Annotated in this window: 14 protein-coding genes and 1 pseudogene; 5 read left to right on the top strand and 10 right to left on the bottom strand. The window is 58.9% G+C overall.

Annotated elements, in window-relative coordinates; all coding sequences use genetic code 11:
* Window positions 1-6 precede the first annotated feature (6 nt).
* From PHQ58_RS05780 to PHQ58_RS05740, 9 genes and pseudogenes are all read right to left on the bottom strand, one after another.
* Window positions 7-1,341, bottom strand: coding sequence for a hypothetical protein (locus tag PHQ58_RS05780; protein WP_300108245.1), 1,335 nt, complete (start codon window positions 1,339-1,341; stop codon window positions 7-9).
* A 96-nt stretch (window positions 1,342-1,437) separates the two neighbouring features.
* Window positions 1,438-2,481 (bottom strand): YgjP-like metallopeptidase domain-containing protein, encoded by a 1,044-nt coding sequence (locus PHQ58_RS05775; protein WP_300108242.1) that lies wholly within the window; start codon window positions 2,479-2,481, stop codon window positions 1,438-1,440.
* Between the two features lie 15 nt (window positions 2,482-2,496).
* Window positions 2,497-3,231, bottom strand: a complete 735-nt coding sequence (locus PHQ58_RS05770; protein WP_300108240.1) for a 1-acyl-sn-glycerol-3-phosphate acyltransferase — start codon at window positions 3,229-3,231, stop codon at window positions 2,497-2,499.
* Between the two features lie 109 nt (window positions 3,232-3,340).
* The gene (gene gmhB, locus PHQ58_RS05765; RefSeq protein WP_300108237.1) at window positions 3,341-3,910 is read right to left on the bottom strand and encodes a D-glycero-beta-D-manno-heptose 1,7-bisphosphate 7-phosphatase; all 570 of its coding nucleotides are present in this window, start codon (window positions 3,908-3,910) and stop codon (window positions 3,341-3,343) included.
* Window positions 3,911-3,940: 30 nt separating this feature from the next.
* The gene (gene glyS / locus PHQ58_RS05760; protein ID WP_300108235.1) at window positions 3,941-6,082 is read right to left on the bottom strand and encodes a glycine--tRNA ligase subunit beta; all 2,142 of its coding nucleotides are present in this window, start codon (window positions 6,080-6,082) and stop codon (window positions 3,941-3,943) included.
* Between the two features lie 140 nt (window positions 6,083-6,222).
* Window positions 6,223-7,101, bottom strand: a pseudogene (glyQ, locus tag PHQ58_RS05755) (glycine--tRNA ligase subunit alpha); the annotation flags it as partial.
* A gap of 100 nt (window positions 7,102-7,201) precedes the next feature.
* Window positions 7,202-8,824: an apolipoprotein N-acyltransferase gene (lnt, locus tag PHQ58_RS05750; protein WP_300108232.1), complete on the bottom strand. Its 1,623-nt coding sequence runs from the start codon at window positions 8,822-8,824 to the stop codon at window positions 7,202-7,204.
* A 4-nt stretch (window positions 8,825-8,828) separates the two neighbouring features.
* Complete coding sequence (locus tag PHQ58_RS05745; protein WP_300108229.1) at window positions 8,829-9,695, bottom strand: HlyC/CorC family transporter; 867 nt, start codon at window positions 9,693-9,695, stop codon at window positions 8,829-8,831.
* Window positions 9,696-9,811: 116 nt separating this feature from the next.
* On the bottom strand, window positions 9,812-10,483 hold the full coding sequence (locus PHQ58_RS05740; RefSeq protein WP_300108462.1) for a GNAT family N-acetyltransferase: 672 nt from the start codon (window positions 10,481-10,483) through the stop codon (window positions 9,812-9,814).
* 168 nt (window positions 10,484-10,651) lie between these two features.
* Between PHQ58_RS05740 and PHQ58_RS05735 the strand changes: the two genes are divergently transcribed.
* Together PHQ58_RS05735 and PHQ58_RS05730 are read left to right on the top strand one after the other, a co-directional pair.
* The gene (locus PHQ58_RS05735; protein WP_300108227.1) at window positions 10,652-11,389 is read left to right on the top strand and encodes a hypothetical protein; all 738 of its coding nucleotides are present in this window, start codon (window positions 10,652-10,654) and stop codon (window positions 11,387-11,389) included.
* Window positions 11,386-12,312, top strand: coding sequence for an MBL fold metallo-hydrolase (locus PHQ58_RS05730; protein WP_300108224.1), 927 nt, complete (start codon window positions 11,386-11,388; stop codon window positions 12,310-12,312). Before PHQ58_RS05735 ends, PHQ58_RS05730 begins: the two co-directional genes overlap by 4 nt.
* 83 nt (window positions 12,313-12,395) lie before the next feature.
* Here the strand turns inward: PHQ58_RS05730 and PHQ58_RS05725 are convergent, their stop codons facing one another.
* A complete protein-coding gene (locus tag PHQ58_RS05725) occupies window positions 12,396-14,948 on the bottom strand; it encodes an EAL domain-containing protein (protein ID WP_300108221.1) in 2,553 nt (850 codons plus the stop codon).
* Window positions 14,949-15,037: 89 nt separating this feature from the next.
* On the opposite strand from PHQ58_RS05725, the gene PHQ58_RS23630 reads away from it, so the two are divergent.
* From PHQ58_RS23630 to PHQ58_RS05715, 3 genes are all read left to right on the top strand, one after another.
* On the top strand, window positions 15,038-15,346 hold the full coding sequence (locus PHQ58_RS23630; protein WP_367187281.1) for a PEP-CTERM sorting domain-containing protein: 309 nt from the start codon (window positions 15,038-15,040) through the stop codon (window positions 15,344-15,346).
* A gap of 229 nt (window positions 15,347-15,575) precedes the next feature.
* Window positions 15,576-16,151: a DUF2760 domain-containing protein gene (locus PHQ58_RS05720; protein ID WP_300108459.1), complete on the top strand. Its 576-nt coding sequence runs from the start codon at window positions 15,576-15,578 to the stop codon at window positions 16,149-16,151.
* Window positions 16,148-17,989, top strand: a complete 1,842-nt coding sequence (locus tag PHQ58_RS05715) for an Hsp70 family protein (RefSeq protein WP_300108218.1) — start codon at window positions 16,148-16,150, stop codon at window positions 17,987-17,989. Before PHQ58_RS05720 ends, PHQ58_RS05715 begins: the two co-directional genes overlap by 4 nt.
* Window positions 17,990-17,994 lie beyond the last annotated feature (5 nt).

Below are 17,994 nucleotides of genomic sequence, written 5' to 3'. Positions count from 1 at the left end.
CAAGATCTAAAGGGAGGTTGAAGAGGCCACCGGCATGCTCAACATGCCGTCCACCAGGCCCCGGGCAAAGGGCTGGGTATTGACAAGGTCTTGCGTCACGTCTTCGTAAGAAAACCCGACCGGGGCCGATGCCACCGGCATGTCTGCCATGGCGACTTGAAGCTCATCGGGCTTGATGCCTTGCAACACGGCCACCACGTCGGCGCCACGACCACGCGTCTGGGCCAGCTTGCTCAGGGCTACGGCACGGTCGGCGTCAAACACCATTGAATTGCTCACCAAGGTTTTTTCAAGCAACTTTTGATGCAGGGTAAAGCCGGCCAGTGGGTCTGCTTTTAACTGCTCCATGCGCGTGTAAGCCCAGGCATCGGCCTGCTCGAACACGGTGGAGGCGATCCAAGCCACGCCCGAAAGTGCGCCACGGTTGGCCGCTGCCGCCTGCATAGCTCCCATCACTTGTTGCTGGGTCAGCTTGCGCGCTAGCCCAAGCGCCTCGTCGCGCATTCTGGAAGCAGCGGCGGCGGTGGCTTGCTCGATGAGTTGCTTCTTGAGAATTTCGGTGGCCACGCCAGCGGCGGCCGTTTGCGCAGCGACAAGGGCCGCATCGGCCGCCATGGCCGCGCCTTTGATGCCAGAGGCAATGGTGAACAGCTGGTACAGCGTGCCCACCACCTTGCTGCCGTAGTGGTAGGTTTTCATGCGCGCACCGCCCTCCTCTGACACCCCTTGTGACCACAGCACCGTCCACAGCGCCTCGTCATCGGTCAAGCCAGCCTGAACGATTTCAAGCGGATGCACGCTCAGCAGCCAGTGGTAGTCTTGTGTTTGCGGGCTGTTTGGCGGCGCCCAACGTGTGTACCCGCGGCACACCTTGAACGGCTTGATCTTGATCACTTTCCCGCTGACCAGTTTCACATCGAAGGGCTTGCCGGCATCTCGCAGGTCGACCAGCGTCAGCAGCATTTTTTCTGCATTGTCCTTGTGGTAGCCGTCAACTTCCTGCAGTTTGTCGCCCACCTTGAGCGGGCTATCGAGCGCAGTGCCTACCACCGTCAGACGTTCGTCCACACCCAGGCCACGCACCCAGGCCACGCGGTCATCCTCACTCCAGCGGTCACTGCTAGCCACTGAAAAAGGCAGCTCCCACTGGGTGTCGCATTGGGGGTCTTGCAGTGCTGCGGAGCGCACAATGGCCGGGCGTAACACGCGCTCACCCGCACCGTAGGTCTTGATCTGGCCCAGCAGCGCCTCGTCGACCTTGCGGCCATCATCGATGGTGTATTTGGGCGCCGCACAGGCAGCCAGCAAGGAAACAGCAAAGCAAATAGACAACCGACGCATGGACGCACATCCCTGAAAGTTCGCCGGATTTTAAGTGGCAAACATCCTGTGCCCCAAGACGCAAATGGCGTCATAAAAGCCTGGCCGCCCAGCGTGTCAGCGCGGCGAGGCCTCGTCCTTGAGTTGCTTGCGCAGCACCGCGTAATCGGGCACCACTGAGCGCACGGTATCCCAAAAGCGCGGGCTGTGGTCCATGACCCGCAAGTGGCTCAACTCATGCGCCACGACGTAATCAAGGACCGAAAGGCGCATGTGGATCAGCCGCCAGTTCAGGCGAATCGAGCCATCTGCCTTGGCACTGCCCCAGCGCGTGCCAGCGTTGCTCAGACTCATTTTTTTCCACTGCACACCCAGCTGCGGGGCAAAGTGATCAAGGCGCTCCATGAACACCTGCTTGGCCTGGCGCATCAACCAGGCTTGCACTGCGTCCTTGATTTGCTCCGGGCTGGCATGGCTTGGCAAGCTGACCAGCAGCACGGAAAGCGTCCGCATTGGGCTGGCAGCATCAGCCGTCGTAGCATTCGGCAGCGACACCAGCGCCACACCGGCAGCGCCAAAGCGGTGCTCAGGGTCCAGCCGAATCGTCACGGACTGGCCCAAATACGGCAGGCTGGCGCCGTCGCGCCACTCAATCACCTGTGTGGCCAGGCGCGCATGGCGCTCACGGGTTCCCTGCAATTTGCGCAAAATCCAGTCGGTCTTGGTTTTCAGGGCCGCGTCCACCTCCGACAAGGTCACCCACTTGGGCGCACGCACCGCCAGCCCCTCGGCCCCAATGCTGAAGCCAATGCTGCGCCGCTGCCCGCGAGTGAATTCAAAGGCCACCACCGCATGGCCCAGCCGCACTTCACGACTGGCGCGCGGGTGCTGAAAATGAACAGCGCCCGGCACTTGCGGCTGCAGGTCTGAGCTTGCTGTTGGCCGCGCTGACACCGGCTGCAGCATGGGCAATGGCTGCGGCAATACCAACGCAGGCAACGGCACACTAGGCACGGAAAACGGTCGATGTGCCGGGTTGACAGGTGGTTTTTGCGGGGCAATTTTTACTACTTTTTCGATAGTACCTTGCGCTTTATTTACGGGGCTTACAGGCTTATTTTCTTCAAATAAATCAAGCGTAAAGCGAAGCAATGGGTGCATGGCGGGGTGCGGCCTTCAAACCAGTGGGTAAGCCTCGGGGTCGATGCGGCGTAGCTCTGCCTCGATCCAGGCCTCGACCTCGCGCATCAAACCCTTGGGGTCACGGCCCACACTGGAAATGGCCGGGCCAATCGACACTGTGGCCACGCCAGCATGTTTGACAAACCCTTCCTTGGGCCAGCAGCGCGCGGTGGCCACAGCGATCGGGATCACGGGCGCGCCGGACTGCACGGCGAGGCGCGTGCCGGCAGTTTGAAACGTACCCTTTTGGCCGCGTGGCATGCGGGTGCCTTCGGGAAACATGATGACCCAGGTGCCTTGCGAGAGCAGTCGGCAACCTTGCTCAATGACGTGTTTCATGGCCTCGGTGCGCGATTCTCGGTCGATGTGAATCATGTCAAGCCGCGCCATCGACCAGCCAAAAAACGGCACTTTCAGCAGCTCGCGCTTGAACACAAAAGCCAGCGGATGCGGCATCAGGGTCGGCAGCAGCAGGGTTTCCAGGGTCGACTGGTGATTCGACAACAACACCGCGGCGCTGGTTTTGCCTACCGGCAAGTGCTCATAGCCCAGCACCTTGAACCGCACACCCAGAATCACCCGGGTGCCCCACATCACCACCCGAAACCAGTTGACCGCGGTCCACCAGGCGTGCGTGCGCGGCGGCACAAAAGACACCAGCAACACAGCCAGCGTCCACGGCACCACGGTGATCACTATCCATGCTGTGTGAAGAATTGAACGAAACATAAAATTACAGGCTTTTTAGAGCTCTAGCCCTTATAGATATTGCGCTAACAGCTATATTTTAAATAGCAAAATACAGCCAATGCTCTAGAAGCTTCGGGCCAGCGCGCACTCAAGCAGCCTTTTCTTCTCGGTCCAGCAAAAAATCGGCAAAGGCCGACAGGTCAGCGTGAACCATCGTGTTGGGCGGGAACGTGTCTGGCAGGCTGCGCCCCTTGTACGCAGCGCCCTTGCCGGTCAACACCAAATGGGGCTCGCAGCCCACGGCCACCCCCGCCACCACGTCGCGTGCCGAGTCGCCCACCACTGGCACATTTTTAAGGTCTAGGCCATAGCGGTCAGAAATCTGCTCAAACAGACCCGGCTTGGGCTTGCGGCAGTGGCAGCCATCGTCAGCGGCGTGCGGGCAATAAAAGACCGCATCCATACGGCCCCCGGCAGCGGCCAGCATGCTGTGCATCTTGGTGTGAATGTCATTCAGGTCAGACACCTCAAACAGCCCACGCCCCAAACCCGACTGATTGCTGGCCACCACCACGTGCCAGCCCGCATGGTTGAGCCGGGCAATGGCTTCCAGCGCACCGGGCAGCGGCAACCACTCGTCAGCTGATTTGATGAACTCGGCGCTGTCTTCGTTGATGGTGCCGTCGCGGTCCAGAATGACGAGTTTGATCGGGGTCATGCGTGCCTTGCTGAGATTAAGGTGTGCGGGTCAGGCCGCCAAGCGCGACAAGTCAGCCACCTGGTTCATGGCGATGTGCAGGGTCTTGAGCAGACCCAGGCGGTTCAAGCGCAGGTCCATCGCTTCGGCATTGACCATGACACCTTCAAAAAATGCATCCACGGGCGCACGCAGGGCAGCCAGCGTTTGCAGCGCAGCCGTGTAGTCCTGCGCCTCAAACTGGGCTTGCGCCTGGGGCAACACGTCTTGCATGGCAGCGTACAACGCGGCCTCGGCCGGCTCTTGCAGCAGCAAGGTGCTGACATGGGCATCCACGTCGTCGGCTTTTTTCAGGATGTTGCTGATGCGCTTGTTGGCAGCGGCCAGCGCCGGGGCCTCTGCCAAAGCGGTGAAGGCACGCACTGCCGCCAAGCGGCGTGGCACGTCGCCCAGACGCTGCGGGCGCAGGGCCAGCACGGCGTCGACTTCCAATGCGCTGTAACCTTGCTCGCGCAGGGAACCAGCCAGGCGGTCATTGACAAACTCTTCAAGATCAACGACGGCTCGACCCGACTCAAAGCTGGCAATGCTCTTGAACTCATTTGCAGAAGCATTCAACAATGCATTTAAACCAAGCGGCAGGTCTTTTTCAACCAGCATGCGGATCACGCCCAAGGCATGGCGACGCAGCGCAAACGGGTCTTTGTCACCGGTAGGCAGGTTGCCAATGCCAAACATCCCCACCAGGGTTTCCAGCTTGTCGGCTAGCGCCACCACCACGCCAGTGGCGTTGCGCGGCAAGCTGTCACCGGCAAAACGTGGCTTGTAGTGGTCTTCAATGGCGTCGGCAATGTCCGCACCCAGGCCATCGTGGCGCGCGTAGTAGCCGCCCATGATGCCTTGAAGCTCGGGGAACTCGCCCACCATGTCGGTCAGCAAGTCGGTCTTGGCCAGGCGAGCAGCTGTTTCAACAGCAACCAGCATGGCAGGGTTGGCGTTCAGCAAACCAGCAATGCCATGGGAAATGGCGCTCACACGTGTCATGCGTTCGCCCTGTGTGCCCAGCTTGTTGTGGTAGACCACTTTGTCGAGCCCCGCCACACGCGTGGCCAGCGTTTTCTTGCAGTCCTGGTCAAAGAAAAACTTGGCATCAGCCAGGCGCGGGCGCACCACGCGCTCGTTGCCACCAATGACAAAACTGGCGTCAGCCGGGCTGATGTTGCTCACCACCAAAAACTGATTGGTCAGCCGACCCTGGGTGTCGACCAGCGGAAAGTACTTCTGATTGGCCTTCATGGTGAGGATCAGACACTCTTGCGGCACGTCCAAAAACTGCGCCTCAAATGCACAGGTCAGCACATTGGGGCGCTCTACCAGCGCCGTCACTTCGTCCAGCAAGGCCTCATCCATCAGCACCTCAAAGCCCGGGCCCAGGCGCTCGGCGGCCTGCGCCAGCTGCTGCACGATGGCAAAACGCCGGTCACCAAAACTGGCGATCACGGAACCGTCCTGCAACAGGGTTTGGGCGTACACATCGGCATTCTCCAGCACCACCGGTGATTTCAGGGCTTCAAAGCGATGCCCCTGCGTGACCTTGCCGGCAGTGAGCCCCAGCGCCTTGACCGGCACCACGGTGTCGCCATGCAGTGCCACCAAGCCATGCGCCGGGCGCACAAAATTGACACTGCTCCAGCCCGGCAGTTCGCAATCGGTCTCCAGTTGGTAGCTCATCATTTTGGGAATGGGCAACTGGGCCAGTGCGGCCAGCAGGGCTTGCTGCAAACCAACATCAAGCGTGGCACCGGTGGCCAGGCTGTCATAAAACAGTGCCTCGGCTTTGCCATCAGGCGCTTTGCGCAGGCTGGCCACGGCAGCCGTCGGGTCTGACACGTCAGCACCCAGGGCTTGCAGTTTTTTCAGCAGCGCTGGCGTGCCCAGGCCATTGGCGTCCAAGCCCACGCTCACCGGCATGAGTTTTTGTTGCACCGCCTTGTCAGCGGCTTTGGCTGCGACATGCGTGATGTGCGCGGCCAAGCGGCGTGGCGAGGCAAACGGCGTGGCCACCGAATCCGCAGAGGCCAGGCCCAGCGTGCGCAACTGTGCGCAGAGTTGGCTGGCGAAAACTTCACCGAGTTTTTTCAGTGCCTTGGGGGGCAATTCTTCAACGAACAATTCAACGAGCAGATTTCTCACGGTGCCACCTTCTTGTTAGCTTGGGGTTTGTCAGACGACGCGCCTGCCAGCAACGCAGCACTGAGCAACGCTTTGCGGTCCAGATCAGTGACCTCATCGATCCCCTGCTGTTCCAGCACCATGGCGGCAATCTGTGCGCTGGCCATCGGGTAACCCAGGCGGGCGCGGCTGTCGCGAAAGCTTTGGGCCACACCGCGCGCCAGGTTGCGAATGCGGCCTATGTAGGCGGCGCGCTCGGTCACGCTGATGGCGCCGCGCGCGTCCAGCAAATTGAAACTGTGCGCACATTTCAGCACCTGCTCGTAAGCCGGCAGGGCCAGTTGCACACCCATCAAATGCTGGGCCTGCTTTTCATGCGCCGTGAAAGCCGTGAACAGAAAATCGGCGTCGCTGTGCTCGAAGTTGTAGGCGGACTGTTCTTTTTCGTTTTGCAGATAGACATCGCCGTAGCTCAGCTTGGTGCCATCTGCCGCGGTGGTCCAGGTCAGGTTGTAGACGTTGTCCACGCCCTGCAGGTACATGGCCAGGCGCTCCAGCCCGTAGGTGATTTCGCCGGTAATCGGCTTGCAGTCAATGCCGCCGACCTGCTGAAAATAGGTGAACTGGGTCACTTCCATGCCATTGAGCCACACCTCCCAGCCCAGGCCCCAGGCGCCCAGTGTGGGGTTTTCCCAGTCGTCTTCGACAAAACGGATGTCGTTTTTCTTCAAATCGAAACCCAGCGCTTCGAGTGAACCCAGGTACAGCTCAAGGATGTTGCTCGGGGCTGGCTTCAACACCACCTGGTACTGGTAGTAGTGCTGAAGGCGATTCGGGTTTTCGCCATAACGGCCATCTTTTGGACGGCGGCTGGGCTGCACATAAGCCGCTTTCCATGGCTCTGGCCCAAGCGCTCTTAAAAACGTTGCGGTGTGCGACGTGCCTGCGCCCACCTCCATGTCGTAGGGTTGCAACAACGCACAGCCTTGGGCGTCCCAATACGACTGCAGTTTCAAAATGATTTGCTGGAAGGTCAACATAGGTTTTTGGGCAGTGCCACGCACCGCTGAGAGGAAAACATGTTCACGCAGAGACTTGCATGAAAGGTAACGATTTTACGGGCTTGCGCTTTGCGTTCTCTCAATGGCCTGTGTGGGTTTTGAAATACTGGCGTCTTGTTCTCCCGCCAAAGACCAAAACTGAAATCACCACCAAAAAAGCCAGCAAGACCACCGGCCACTGCCCCCAGCGTGCCACCCACCAGGCATAAGGCGTGACGCCCTCACGCCCCTGCACCTTGGCCTGCAACGCCTGCGCCACGTGGTTGGGTAGCGCGTTCGTCACCCGACCCAGATGATCCACCACAGCGGTGCGCCCGGTGTTGGTGGCCAGCAAAAAGGGCCGATCAAATTCCAACGCCCGCAAGCGTGCAATCTGCAGGTGCTGATCCATCGCCAAGTGCTCACCAAACCAGCCCAGGTTGCTGAGGTTCACCAGCATGGTCGGTGCTTTTGCCTCATCGGTAAACTGCGCGGCCAGCTCTTCACTGAACAGGTTTTCGTAACAAATAGAGGTTGCCAGCCGTTGGCCTTGCCAATCAAACGTGGGTTGTGCCAGCCCACCCCGGTTGAAGTCGCCCAGCGGAATGTTCATAAGGTTCGTAAACCAGCGAGCCAGCGGTGGAATGAACTCCCCAAACGGCACCAGGTGGTGTTTGTCGTAGCGCCATGGCTCGGTTTGCCCCGGCTTGAGACCGACCACTGAATTGGTGTAACCGGTGTCATAGTTGCCCAAGGGCATGCCCACCAGCGCGGCCTGCTGGCCCGTTGCAAAACGCTGTTGCAGCGCCTGCCAGTAGCCTGGCGGCAGCTGCTCGGGCAGCAAGGCCAGCGCCGTCTCGGGCGTGATGATGAGCGATGCCTGGCTGGCATTGAGTTGCTCGCCATACCAGCGCAGCGCGTTGGGCACGCCGCTGGTCTGGTCAAATTTTTCGTTTTGGGGAATATTGCCTTGCAGCAGCGTGACGCTCAAAGTACCGGTAAACGTGCCTTTTGCTGCGGGCAAAACTTGCACCAGCAGCAGCACGGCGGCCAGCGCCAGCGCCGGTTGCAACACCGCAGCCCAAGAGCGCGCCTGCAGCATCAAGGCAAATAACACTGCCAGCAACGCAGCCAGCGCGCTCACGCCATACAAGCCCAGCCACGGCAAGGCTGGTGCCAACGGCCCATCCAGGTGCGCGTAGCCAACGGCACCCCAGCCAAAACCAGTCAGCAACATGCCGCGGGCCATTTCAGCCAGCACCCAAAAAGCTATAAAAATTATAGCTACTTGCGCTTTATTTACAAGGGATAGAGCCTTAAAACACCACAAAGCCCCGGCGTAATAAAGTGCCAGTAGCGCAGCCAGTGCCAGCACCGCCAACGCCGCCAACGGCGCCGCCAGGCCGCCATAGGTGTGCATCGATGTAAACAACCAGGCAAACGTGCCCGTCAGCCAGGCGGTGGCAAACAACCAGCCGCACCACGCGGCACGGCGCGGGCTGGGGCTGGCCAGCACCAGATGCAGCAACACCGCCAGCGCCAAGGACTGGCCCCACCACAGGGGTTGACCTTTAGCCAGCCCAATACCTTGTAGAAATGCTGGCGTGGCCACCGGCCAGGCCAGGCTAGCAGCCTGCAGTGCACCAGCCAGCAAGGCCAGCAAGGCAGGCCAAAGCTCCGGGTTTTGGCGCTGGCCAACAAACAAGCTGCGTGCGTGCGCCAACGGCTTAGACCGACTCAGCGGGCACGGGTGCCACCTTGAACCACTTCACCGCGCCACCCTTGGTGTGCATCACGACAAAGTCCAGGCCAGCCAGCACATGGTGCTCACCACGCCGTGGCACATGGCCCATTTCATGCGCAATCAAGCCGCCAATGGTGTCAAAGTCTTCATCCGGGTCGGTGCTGTCAAGGGTGACATTAAAGGCGTTCTCAACGCGTTCAATGGTGGTATCGCCGCTGACACGGTAGCTGCGGTCAGGCAGGCCGAAGATGTCGCCCTCGTCTTCAGCAATGTCAAATTCATCTTCAATTTCGCCCACAATTTCTTCTAACACATCTTCAATCGTGACCAGCCCGGCGACACGGCCAAATTCGTCAATCACAATGGCCAAGTGGTTGTGGTTACTCTGAAAATCACGCAGCAAATCGTTCAGGCCCTTGCTCTCGGGCACAAACACTGCCGGGCGCAACAGAGCACGAATATTGAGTTCTGGCGCCCTCTGCAGCTTCAGCAGGTCTTTCGCCATCAGGATACCGATGATGTTTTCGCGCTCCCCCTCAAACACCGGAAAGCGCGAATGCGCGGTGTCAATCACGCCGTGCATCATGGTGTCATAGGCGTCTTCGATGTTGATCAGCTCCATGCGGGTGCTGGGCACCATGATGTCGCCAGCGCTCATTTCCGCCATGCGAATCACGCCTTCGAGCATCTTGCGCGAATCAGCGCCTATGAGCTGGTTGTGCTCGGCCTCAATCAGGGTGTCGAGCAGCTCGTCAGTAGAGTCAGGGCCGGGGTGGATGAACTCGGCAATTTTTTGAAGAAAAGTACGGTTATCTTCCCGGTCGGGACGCGTAGGGTTGGGGTCAGACACAGCCAATCAAGCAGGACATGCATTTGTTAAACACACCATAAGGATAGCGGATTGCTGCAACGCCCCACTGACACCCCACCTGCTAGCGGACTTTTCGACCTGGCAAAGCGCCAAAATCAATGCAACGAGTCGCCTTGTGCCGCGCCACGCCAACCCGTTTGCATGCGCGCGACCATGTCACGAAACTGCTTGGCCTGCACTTTGATGCGGTAATTGGCCTGCGCCAGCTGCTCTTCCACCATCTCGGTCATGTGGCTATGCATCGTGGCGGGGGGCAACACCAGATGCGCCTCAGAGTCAGAGCCATCGCGCTCTACCGTGGCGCCGGCATGGCGGGCAATTTTGAGCATGACTGCGTTTTCACTCAGCACATGCAAAAACATCATGCGCACACCTTGGTTGCGCGCATGCATCATGGCGCGCTCAAACAACCGCTTGCCAAAGCCACGGCCACGCGCTGATCCCAACACCGACACGCCAAACTCGGCGCACGCGTTCAGCCGCACGTCACTTGAATACGCCAAGTGCGCCATGGCAATCAGTTGCAGCCGCCGGTTGTAAATACCAAAAATCTCATCACGTTCAAAATTCAAGCCCGCCACATAGCGGTCAATCTGCTCATCGTTGGCGGTAAACCCGAAACGAAAATACCGGTCATGGGCATCCAGCGCTTTCAGGTGGTCGGCAATGCGCGCGCGATGGTTTTCACCCAGCGACCGGATCGGCACCACCACATCCTGCCTTTTTGCCACAGGAGCAGCATCGGCCTGACGCGGCGAGTCACCCATCGGCAGGTTCGGCTCGGTCATGGTGTGTTGACGGGAGGTAAGGGTTTCATACATGAAGCCAAATATAAGGGTTTTCCCTAGGCTACCAAGCCTAAACTGCGCAAATTACCCAAAGTTGTGTCGTTTGCCACAGTTTGTGCGCCCACGCACCGATAAACTGCCTGCATTATGAAAGCTTCTGAAGAAATTCGTGAAGCGCTGGCCCGTGTGGCCGCGCTGCGGCAGGCAGCCACCGGGCCCGATGAACTGGTGCAGGCGCTCAAAGCGGTTAAACACCTGCAGGCGCAGCGTTTTATCGGCACCTACCAAGACCTGCTGCGGCACCCTGTTTATGGCCCAAGCGCCCGCTTTTTCCTGGAAGAGCTCTACAGCGCCAAAGATTACAGCGCGCGCGACGCCCAGTTTTCACGCATTGCCGGGGCCCTGGAGCGCACTTTTCCCGCGCACATTCTGGCCACCGTGCTGACCCTGACTAAGCTACATCAACAAACCGAGGAACTCGACATGGCACTGTCGCAGGCCTGGAGCCAGTCAAGTGCGCCCTCTGGTGCAGCGCGCTACGTCGCTGCCTGGCGCACTGTGGGTCAACGCACCGCACGCGAATGGCAATTGGCAACCGTGCTCTCTGTGGGCCAAACACTGAGCGAGCTGACACGCAAACCGGGTCTTAAACTTCTGCTGAGAATGATGCGCAAGCCCGCAGAGCTCGCAGGCTTGGGGTCGTTGCAAGGTTTTTTAGAGGCTGGGTTTGACCATTTTGCCGGGATGGCGCGCCAACACGACGCCGTCACCCACTTCTTAAACACCATTCGCACCCGCGAGTCCGCCTGGATTGAGCAGTTATTTGATGCCGACCCGGCCACTTGTGAAAATGAATTGGCGCTGACCCTGGGGTTTGCCAAATGACCCAGCCCCTTGTACTCCCGAGCGGCATCACCCTGCTGGAGCGTGGCTGGTTGTCATCCAACAACATCCTGATTACAGGCCCAAACCACAGCGCCCTCATTGACAGCGGCTACGCCACGCATGCCGGTCAAACGCTGGCCTTGGTGGCGGCCGCGCTTAACGGGCGCACGCTGGATGTGCTGATCAACACCCATTTGCACAGCGACCACTGCGGTGGTAACGCCGCATTGCAGGCACGTTACCCTGCCCTGCAAATTCTGATCCCACCCGGCCAGGCCGCCCACGTTGCCAACTGGAACCCTACCGCCTTGTCCTACACCCCCACGGGGCAAATCTGCGACCCCTTCGGCTTCAACGCCACGCTGCAACCCAACACCGAGATTGAACTGGGGCACCAAATTTGGCAAATACACGCCGCACCGGGGCACGATCCGAGCTCAGTGATCCTGTTTGAGCCAAAGTCGCGCCTGCTGTTGTCAGCCGATGCCCTTTGGGAAAACGGCTTTGGCGTGGTGTTCCCCGAGCTTGATGGCGACGATGCCTTTGCCGAGGTGGAGCGAACCCTTGAGTTGATCGAATCGCTGCACGCAAAAACCGTCATCCCTGGCCACGGCCCGGCGTTTGCCGATGTGCCAGCCGCCTTGGTGCGAGCCCGAAAACGGCTCGATAGCTTTGTGAATGACCCTGCCAAACACCTGCGTTACGCAGCAAAGGTGCTGATCAAGTTCAAGTTGCTGGAAGTCCAAACCATTGAGTTTGCCGCGCTGCTTGCCTGGGCCCAAGCCACTGAACTGGTGGCGCATGTACATCAATCAGATGCACCAGACACTCGTTTTGACGCCTGGGTGAATCAACTGGTGACAGACCTTGTGCGTAGTGGTGCGGCCCATCGCGACCAACTGATGGTGCGAAACGCTGCCTAATTCAACCAAACCAATTTCCCCTGAAGTCCTTTGGTTTGAGGCCAGCCGACTATGCGAGGTTGGATCGCAACTCAACCGCCCAATCAACACGCCCGAGTCCACGCCTTGGGTGGTTGCCAGGTCACAGACCATTCGGGTATTTGACTTCCCGACATAGGTCGGGCAATGGCATAGCCTTGTGCCAAATCGCACCCTAACTCGATGAGCTTCTTGCCACTTTCAACACTTTCAACACCTTCAGCAATGACATGTTTGTGAAACGCTGAGGCAAGTCCAATGACACCCGTGACGATGGCCAGGTCATCCGGGTCATCCAGCATGTCTCGAACAAAGCTTTGGTCAATTTTTAACGTCTCGACGGGCAAGCGTCTGAGGTAAGTGAGCGATGAGTAACCCGTTCCAAAATCATCGATTGCGAAGAGCACCCCCAACCGGTGGCAATCCGCCATGATTTTTGTCACCGAACCGATGTCTTCAAGGGCGCTGGTTTCCAAAATTTCCAACTCCAGACAATTAGCATCAATTTCGGGGTGGTTAGCCAGTGCTTGGGACAACTGACTCGCAAAACTTTCCTGCTGGAACTGCCTCGCCGAAATATTGACACTAACCGGAAGCGTCAATCCGAGCAGCTTCCATTCAGTCAACTGTTTCAGCGCCGTTTCAATGACCCACGACCCCACTATTTCGTTTAAGGGATGTTTCTCAATGACCGGCAAAAATGCGCCAGGTGCAAGCAAGCCGCGTTCAGGATGCACCCATCGAATCAATGCCTCAACGCCAACCAAAGCGCCTGTGCGCATATTGACCTTGGGCTGGTAGTACAAAACAAACTCTTGCCGCAGCAGCGCCTGAGCAATGCACTCTTGCTGCAAACCTCGGGTCTTGACCTCAGCATCCAAAGCCGAATCAAACATGAAAATTCTGTTTTTACCGTTTTGCTTGGCTTCAAACATCGCTTGATCAGCATGGCGCATCAATTGGTCGGCCTCAGCATCGTCTTGCGGATAAATCGTGACCCCAATACTCGCGGTGACTTTTAACTCTCGTCCCTGGATACGTACCGTTTCAGCACAGGCATCCAGCACCCGTGCAACAAGTTGAATACAGTCTTGCGTGCTGCCAATATTGACCAACACAGCAACAAACTCATCCCCACCAATGCGCGCCAAGGTGTCCACATCTCTCAGAACCAGTTTCATTCGGTTCGATACCGAGATCAACAGCTCATCACCCACATCATGGCCGTAGTGGTCGTTGATGTACTTAAAACCATCGAGGTCCAGGTAAAGAACAGCCAAATTTTGATTTTGACGCTGGCACAGTGCCATGGCCTGGTGCAATCGGTCTGACAAAAGCAACCGATTTGGCAAATCAGTGAGTGGATCGTATTGGGCACTGTGCTCCAGCTTTTCCTGCTGCAACTTGAGCGGCGTGATGTCGGAAAATAATGCCACGTAGTTTTGCACATTGCCGTCAGCACTGCGTACTGCGCTGACGGTCAGTATGACTGAATACGATTGACCGTCTTTTCGACGACTCCACATTTCACCTCGCCATTCCCCAAGGTGCCGTAACGCCGTTCTCATGAACCTGAAAACTTCGGGGCCTTGACTGGACGATCGAAACACGCGTGCATCCTGACCAACAACGTCATCCTTGCTGTATCCGGTGATTCTGGTGAAGGAATCATTGATGTCGACGATGAAGCCTTTTCGGTCGGCAATCAAAATTCCTTCACTGGTGCTGGTGAATACACTGGCGGTCAGTTTTAATTGCCTCTCTGCAATTTTTTGTGCAGTGATGTCTCGGGCAATTTTTGACGCGCCAATAATCTTGCCACTGCGGTCTCGAATGGGCGAAGTCGTGACGGACACATGGATACGTCGCCCATCTTTATGAATGCGCGTGGTTTCAAAATGGTCAACAGTTTCACCTGCCTGAATCCGTTCAAGAATGAAGCTTTCCTCATTGCTTTTCTCAGGCGGAAGCAGGCCCAGCAGAGACCTTCCCAGCATTTCTTCGCAAGAATAGCCAAAGATGACCTGTGCAGCGGGGTTCCAACTGGTGATCACCCCGTCCAAGGTTTTGCTGATGATCGCATCGTCCGACGACTCAACGATGGCCTTGTAATACTCCGCCGCCATCTCAACAGACATTGCACTGCAATTTTTATGCTGGTTAAAGTCAGCTTGCTTCAACAATGATTCCAGACATTGGACTTTTTCATGCATGACGGTCATCTCCGTCACATCTTGTGCCACGGAAACAACTGACCTGACTCGGCCTTCCAATCCAAACTCTGGCGTCAATCGGGATATGAAATGGCGCAAACCGGTCGGACTTGGAAATGCAAAGTGAGTTTCGCTTGAGCTACCCGAGCTGAAAACGCCACTCAACTGGTCATTCCATTGCTTGACAAGATTGGCCGGCATGCCTAGGTCCTGGTTCGTCTTGCCAATAAAGTCACTGGCAGGCCGGCCAGTGGCGTGCTCGACGGCTTTGTTCACATAAGTGTGTCGAAACTGAGGATCAAACCGTGCAACAAGGTCCTTAAGGAATTCAGCGAAAAATGGTGCTTCGACAGAATCCGTGACGGCCTGGTCGCCACTGGTCTTGGTACTACTTGACTTTTTCATGGCGCTATTACCCTTCGTTGATCAAGTAAAGTTCGACACATCCAAACAAAAGAAGCCGAAAGCTACGGTCGACGCACTTATACATTGGGGTGTTCAATGCAGCTTTACCTAGAACAATAGGTATTTCGCTTAAGGGGTTATGCCGCCAAACCTGGAACATTGCTACTAGGCGTTTTATCGCCAGCATTGCAACGGGCGCTAGCATCGCCAATTATTCGCTGACTTGCACCAGCTACTCAGGTTTCACGATTGGTAGCGCTGACGGTGGTGACCCTGCGTATCTTCAAATCACAACCGCTGGAAATGACCCGGTGCCAGCGTCAGTCCCTGAACCAGCCTCATTGCTCCTGGTAGGCGCTGGGCTCATCGCCCTGGTCGGAATCAAAAAGAAAATTTGATTTGACTCATCCGTCAAGGTCGATCAGGCAAAGCTTGGGGTCATTTAGTGACCCCAAGCTTTTTGCGTTGCTGCTTGCGCGCTGCCCACCGTTTGCCTGCGCGAAAATGCCAGAGGCGCCAGTCTTTAAAATCATTGCCACAACACCCCGGCACTCGCCGGGCAACGACCCACCCTTTCACGGATGAGGTCCCCGCAACCCCTTTAGGAAACCTCACATGACATCTCCAATGCCAGAGGCCTTGCCCTCCTTCTTTAAACGCCTGCCGGTCGCTTTTGGCGCATTTTTCAGCGTACTCGGCAATCCGGTGTTTGCCGCCCGCGTGATGGCCCTGCGCCAACCCGTGGCGGCAGCAACTGCACCCGCAGCAGCGCCCACGGCTTCGGTCAAACTCACCCCAGTGGCGCCCCCACCAATGAAAGAAGCCACGCCCGACGCCGCCCTGCAATTGTTGGGCCTGCTGCAACGCGACGCGCGCCTGATCGACTTCACGCAAGAGGACCTGAGCCAATACACCGATGCCGACGTTGGTGGCGTGGCCCGCGTGCTGCATGAAGGCTGCTGCAAGGTGCTGCGCGAACACTTCACACTCATCCCAGTGCGTCCCGAGGCCGAGGGCAACCGCCTCACACTGCCCGCTGGTTTTGACGCGCGCGCCGTGCGCCTGACCGGCAACGTGGTCGGCCAAGCACCGTTCAGCGGCACGTTATGCCACCGCGGCTGGCGCGTGACCGAGACACGTTTGCCGAAACTGGCCGAGAACCATGACGTGCACGTGCTGGCGCAAGCCGAGGTGGAGCTGTGAGCACCCCGCGTTTTGCTATTGGCATCGACCTGGGCACCACCCACTGCGCGCTGGCCTATGTGGACATCAGCGCCAGCGAGGGCGAAAACACCAGTTATGGCGTGCTCGACATTCCCCAGCTGACGGCCCCCGGCAGCGTCGACAACCTGGCCTTGTTGCCCTCTTTTTTGTACCTGCCGCACGCGGATGAGCTGGCCGCGGGCGACCTGACCCTGCCCTGGTCCGACACACAAGACTTTGCCGTGGGTGAGTTCGCCCGTGCACGCGGCGCACAAACGCCCATTCGGCTGGTGTCCAGTGCAAAAAGCTGGCTCTGTCACCCGGGCGTGGACCGGCGCGCCGCCATCCTGCCCTTCGACGCGCCGGCCGAGGTGGCCCGCGTGTCACCACTGGAAGCCTCCACCCGCTACTTGAGCCACCTGCGCCAGGCTTGGGACCAGGCCCACCCAGAGGCCCCGTTTGAGCAGCAGGACGTGACTGTCACTATTCCCGCGTCATTCGACCCGGCAGCGCGTGAACTCACCGCCGAAGCCGCCCGCGCCGCAGGTTACAACAATCTCACCCTGCTGGAAGAACCACAGGCCGCGCTCTATAACTGGATTCAGGGCAGCGCGGGCCGCTGGCGCAAAGACGTCAAGCCCGGCGACATCATTCTGGTGGTGGACGTGGGCGGCGGCACCAGCGACTTCTCCCTGATCGCCGTGCTGGAACGCGAAGGCCAGTTGGAGTTACACCGCGTGGCCGTGGGCGACCACATCCTGCTCGGCGGCGACAACATGGACCTGACCCTGGCCCACGTGGTGGCCCGCAAGCTAACAGCTGAGGGCAAGACGCTTGACCCCTGGCAAATGCGCGCGCTCACCTACGCTTGCCGCGTGGCCAAGGAAGCGCTGCTGAGCGACGCCAACTTGGCGACCCAGGCCATCGTGGTGCCCAGCCGGGGTTCCAAGCTGATCGGTGGCGCCATCCGCACCGAACTGACCCAAGACGAGGTGCGCGCCACCATCCTTGAAGGTTTCTTCCCCCAGGTCGACGCCGCCGCCCGCCCCGCCAGCCGCACCCGCAGCGGCCTGACACAACTCGGCCTGCCTTACGCGCAGGACGCCGGCGTAACACGCCACTTGGCAGCCCTGCTGGGTCGGCAAGCCGGCGCCACCACCGAACTGGCAGGCTTTGCAGGCAAGGTTGACGCCGACGCCAGCTTTTTGCATCCCACCGCAGTGCTGTTCAACGGCGGCGTGTTCAAGTCCGACGCGCTGATTGAGCGCACCCTGGACACGCTCAACGCTTGGCTCGTCAATGAGGCAGCCGAGCCGGCCCGCATGCTGGCCGGGGCCGACATGGACCTGGCAGTGGCACGCGGTGCGGCCTACTACGGCTACGTGCGCCGGGGCCAAGGCGTGCGCATTCGCGGCGGCACGGCACGCGCCTATTACGTGGGTGTGGAATCCTCCATGCCCGCCATTCCCGGCATGGAGCCGCCCATGCAAGCGCTGTGTGTGGCGCCCTTTGGCATGGAAGAAGGCACCGAGGCAGATTTGCAGACGCGCGAATTTGGCCTGTGGGTGGGCGAGCCGGTGGTGCTGCGCTTCTTCGGCTCGTCGGTGCGCCGCCAAGACAGCTTGGGCACCCTGCTCGACTTCTGGCAGCCCGATGAGTTGCAGGCCCTGGGCGACATTCAGGCCACGCTGCCAACCGAAGGTCGCCAAGTGGGCGAGTTGGTGCAGGTCACACTGCGCGCCACCGCCACAGACACTGGCACGCTGGAACTCACTGCGGTGGCCACCCAGGGCGGCGAGCGATGGAAGGTGGAGTTTGACGTGCGCGCCAGCCACTGACTCCA

Origin of the sequence: Rhodoferax sp. (assembly GCF_028688795.1) — a bacterium.
Classification (GTDB): domain Bacteria; phylum Pseudomonadota; class Gammaproteobacteria; order Burkholderiales; family Burkholderiaceae_C; genus Rhodoferax.
The sequence above is the reverse complement of the archived record's forward strand: the minus strand, read 5'-3'. Positions and strand labels throughout refer to the sequence as shown.